Raw genomic sequence first — 4772 nt, forward strand, 5'->3', positions numbered from 1 at the left:
GGCCAAGGCCGCTGCCCCGAAGGCCGCCGAGAAGTCGGCGACCAAGGCGGCCGCGCCGGCCAAGGGCGCCGCCAAGGCGAAGGCCCCGGCCAAGGCGAAGGCTCCGGCCAAGGGCAAGAAGTGACGCCCGGCCGGCGCGCCGTGCCCTGAGGGCGCGGCGCCCGCGCCATCGCATGGGTTCCTGGCTTCCCGTCCGGCCTGACCGGACGGGGGCCATCGCAAAGGCCGGAATCAGCGGAACGGATCCCGTCCGCATCTCCGGATCGTCATTCGCGGTCCCTCGGCTGCACATTCTCATCGCGCGCGGCCGACCGGCTCGCACAGGAGCTATGAATGTCCATTCTGATCACCAAGAAGACCAAGGTCATCACCCAGGGCTTCACCGGCAAGAACGGCACCTTCCATTCCGAGCAGGCGATCGCCTACGGGACGAAGGTCGTCGGCGGCACGTCGCCCGGCAAGGGCGGTTCGACCCATCTCGGCCTGCCGGTCTTCGACACGGTTGCCGAAGCGCGCGAGAAGACGGGCGCCGACGCCTCCGTCGTCTACGTGCCGCCGCCGGGTGCGGCCGACGCCATCTGCGAGGCCATCGACGCCGAAATCCCGCTGATCATCTGCATCACCGAGGGAATCCCGGTGCAGGACATGATCCGCGTGAAGCGCTCGCTGGTGGGCTCGAAGTCGCGCCTCATCGGACCGAACTGCCCCGGCGTCGTCACCGCGGGTGAATCGAAGATCGGCATCATGCCGGCCAACATCTTCCGCAAGGGCTCGGTCGGCATCGTGTCGCGTTCCGGAACCCTGACCTACGAAGCGGTGTTCCAGACCTCGAGCGAGGGCCTCGGCCAGACGACCGCGGTGGGCATCGGCGGCGACCCGGTCAAGGGCACCGAGTTCATCGACATGCTGGAAATGTTCCTCGCCGACCCCAAGACCGAGTCGATCGTGATGATCGGCGAGATCGGCGGCTCGGCCGAGGAGGACGCCGCCCAGTTCCTGCGCGACGAGGCCAAGCGCGGCCGCAAGAAGCCGATGGTCGGCTTCATCGCCGGCCGCACGGCGCCTCCCGGCCGCCGCATGGGCCATGCCGGCGCCATCATCTCCGGCGGCAAGGGCGGCGCCGAGGACAAGATCGCGGCGATGGAAGCCGCGGGCATTCGCGTCTCCCCCTCGCCGGCCCGCCTCGGCAAGACCCTGGTCGACGTGCTGAAGAAGCGTTGACCGATCACAATCCGGAAATCGGCCCGGTGCGGGCCGATTTCCGCCATCGACACGGCGTCTGGTGGCGCCCCGCATGACAGCGCGCGGACAGCGGATCGCAGCGGCGATCCCTAAGCTGCAGGAAACGACCATGGCACGCCAAGACGAGACCATTGCGCTCACGTCCTTCCTCTACGGGGGCAATGCCGCCTACATCGAGGACCTCTACGCCCGCTACGAGGCCGATCCCGCCTCGGTCGATCAGCAGTGGCAGGCCTTCTTCTCCTCGCTCGGGGACGACCGCAAGGACGTGGTCAAGAGCGCCGAGGGTCCCTCGTGGTCGAAGCCGAACTGGCCGATCGCCGCCAACGGCGAGCTCATTTCCGCCATGGACGGCAACTGGGCGCAGGTCGAGAAGGCCATCGGCGACAAGCTTAAGGCCAAGGCCGCCGACAAGGGCCGCGGTGCCGAGATCACCGCCGAGCAGGTGCAGCAGGCGACGCGCGACAGCGTCCGCGCCCTCATGCTCATCCGCGCCTACCGCATGCGCGGCCACCTGCACGCCAACCTCGACCCGATCGGCCTCGACCCGCCGAAGACGCACGAGGAGCTGGACCCGAAGTCCTACGGCTTCACCGAGGCCGACTACGACCGCAAGATCTTCATCGACAAGGTCCTGGGCCTGGAATTCGCCACCATCCGCGAGATGGTCGGCATCCTTGAGCGCACCTACTGCCAGACGCTCGGCGTCGAGTTCATGCACATCACCGATCCTGCCCAGAAGGCCTGGATCCAGGAGCGCATCGAGGGTCCGGACAAGGAGATCGCCTTCACCAAGGAGGGCAAGCGCGCCATCCTGCAGAAGCTGGTGGAGGCCGAGGGCTTCGAGAAGTTCCTCGACGTGCGCTACACCGGCACCAAGCGCTTCGGCCTCGACGGCGGCGAGAGCATGATCCCGGCGCTGGAGCAGATCATCAAGCGCGGCGGCCAGCTCGGCGTGCGCGAGATCGTGCTCGGCATGGCCCATCGCGGCCGCCTCAACACGCTGACCCAGGTGATGGGCAAGCCGCACCGGGCGCTGTTCCACGAGTTCAAGGGCGGCTCCTTCGCCCCCGACGACGTCGAGGGCTCGGGCGACGTGAAGTACCACCTCGGCGCCTCGTCGGACCGCGAGTTCGACGGCAACAAGGTGCACCTGTCGCTCACCCCCAACCCGTCGCACCTCGAGATCGTCAATCCCGTCGTGCTGGGCAAGGTGCGCGCCAAGCAGGACCAGCTCGGCTGCTCGCCGGAGGACCGCACCGCCGTGCTGCCGCTGCTGATCCACGGTGACGCGGCCTTCGCCGGCCAGGGCGTCGTGGCCGAGTGCTTCGGCCTGTCCGGCCTGAAGGGTCACCGCACCGGCGGCTCGATCCACTTCATCATCAACAACCAGATCGGCTTCACCACCTATCCGCGCTACTCGCGCTCCTCGCCCTATCCCTCGGACGTGGCGAAGATGGTGGAGGCGCCGATCTTCCACGTGAACGGCGACGATCCCGAAGCGGTGGTCTTCGCCGCCAAGGTGGCGACCGAGTTCCGGCAGAAGTTCCAGAAGCCGGTGGTCATCGACATGTGGTGCTACCGCCGCTTCGGCCACAACGAGGGCGACGAGCCGGCGTTCACCCAGCCGCTCATGTACAAGAAGATCCGCGGCCTCCAGACGACTCTCGACGGCTACTCCAAGAAGCTGGTCGCCGAGGGCATCGTCACCGAGGGCGAGATCGACAAGATGAAGGCCGACTGGCGCGCCCGTCTCGATGCCGAGATGGAAGCGGGCCAGTCCTACAAGCCGAACAAGGCCGACTGGCTGGACGGCAAGTGGGCCGGCCTGTCGGGCGGCGCGTCCTCGGACGACGATCCGCGTCGCGGCGCCTCGGGCGTGGCGCGCGAGACTCTGGTGCGCATCGGCAAGGCCATCACCTCCGTCCCGGAAGGGTTCACCGCCCATCGCACGATCCAGCGGTTCATGGACAACCGCCGCAAGATGATCGACACCGGCGAGGGCATCGACTGGGCGACCGCCGAGGCCCTGGCCTTCGGCACGCTGGTGGACGAGGGCCATCGCGTCCGCCTGTCCGGCCAGGACTGCGAGCGCGGCACCTTCTCCCAGCGCCATTCGGTGCTGATCGACCAGGAGACCGAGGCGCGCTATACGCCGCTCAACAACATCGACGGCTCGAAGGGCCGCTACGAGGTCATCAACTCGATGCTCTCGGAAGAGGCGGTGCTCGGCTACGAATACGGCTACTCGCTGGCCGAGCCCAATGCGCTGACCATGTGGGAAGGCCAGTTCGGCGACTTCGCCAACGGTGCGCAGGTGGTGTTCGACCAGTTCATCTCCTCGGCCGAACGCAAGTGGCTGCGCCTGTCGGGCCTCGTCTGCCTGCTGCCGCATGGCTACGAGGGCCAGGGTCCGGAGCACTCCTCCGCCCGCCTCGAGCGCTTCCTGCAGATGTGCGCCGAGGACAACATGCAGGTCGCCAACTGCTCGACGCCGGCCAACTACTTCCACATCCTGCGCCGGCAGCTGAAGCGCGAGATCCGCAAGCCGCTGATCCTGATGACGCCGAAGTCGCTGCTCCGCCACAAGCGGGCGGTGTCGCGCCTGGACGAGCTCGTCACCGACACCTCGTTCCACCGCGTGCTGTGGGACGATGCCCAGAGCCTGGCCGGCCAGGACATCAAGCTGGTCGACGACAAGAAGATCCGCCGCGTCGTGCTGTGCTCGGGCAAGGTCTACTACGACCTCTACGAGGACCGCATCAAGCGCGGCATCGACGACGTCTACCTGATGCGTGTCGAGCAGCTCTATCCCTTCCCGCTGAAGGCGCTGGCTGGCGAGATCTCCCGGTTCAAGAACGCCGAGGTGATCTGGTGCCAGGAAGAGCCGAAGAACATGGGTGCGTGGAGCTTCGTCGAACCCTATCTGGAGTGGGTGCTGGGAACGGCCGGCTCCAAGTCGAAGCGCGCCCGCTACGTGGGCCGTCCGGCCTCCGCCGCCACCGCGACGGGCCTGCTGTCCCGCCACAACGCCCAGCTCCAGGCCTTCCTGGACGAGGCCTTCGCCTGATCCGGTCCGGCCCCCCGGGGCCGGACGTTCCGCCATTTACGACCTGAGAGAGGCCCGCGAGGGACTGAACACATGGCCACCGAAATCCGCGTTCCGACGCTCGGCGAATCCGTCACCGAGGCCACCGTCGCCAAGTGGTTCAAGAAGCCCGGCGAGGCGGTGAAGCAGGACGAGCCGCTGGTCGAGCTCGAGACCGACAAGGTGACCCTCGAGGTCAACGCGCCGGCTTCGGGAACGTTGTCGGAGATCGTCGCGGATTCCGGCACGACGGTCGGCGTCGCCGCCCTGCTCGGCCAGATCGCCGAGGGTGCCGCCGCCGCTGCGGCTCCCGCCAAGGCCGCCGAGGCGCCGAAGGCTGAAGCGCCCAAGGCCGAGGCTCCGAAGGCAGCTCCCGCCAAGGCGGCCTCCGCCGACAACGGCCCGGCCGTCGCCCGCATCGCCGCCGAGAGCGGCGTCAGCC

Annotated in this window: 3 protein-coding genes; all 3 read left to right on the forward strand. The window is 68.0% G+C overall.

Going from position 1 to position 4772, the window contains the following annotated elements:
- Positions 1-333 precede the first annotated feature (333 nt).
- Complete coding sequence (gene sucD / locus ACT6XY_RS22415) at positions 334-1221, forward strand: succinate--CoA ligase subunit alpha (protein ID WP_106747152.1); 888 nt, start codon at positions 334-336, stop codon at positions 1219-1221.
- Positions 1222-1351: 130 nt separating this feature from the next.
- Positions 1352-4312, forward strand: coding sequence for a 2-oxoglutarate dehydrogenase E1 component (locus tag ACT6XY_RS22420; RefSeq protein ID WP_444750519.1), 2961 nt, complete (start codon positions 1352-1354; stop codon positions 4310-4312).
- Positions 4313-4384: 72 nt separating this feature from the next.
- Positions 4385-4772, forward strand: a 388-nt coding sequence (locus tag ACT6XY_RS22425; protein ID WP_444750520.1) for a biotin/lipoyl-containing protein, incomplete at its 3' end; no start/stop codon positions are given.

This window comes from Phreatobacter sp. (genome assembly GCF_052440005.1).
Taxonomy (GTDB): Bacteria; Pseudomonadota; Alphaproteobacteria; order Rhizobiales; family Phreatobacteraceae; genus Phreatobacter.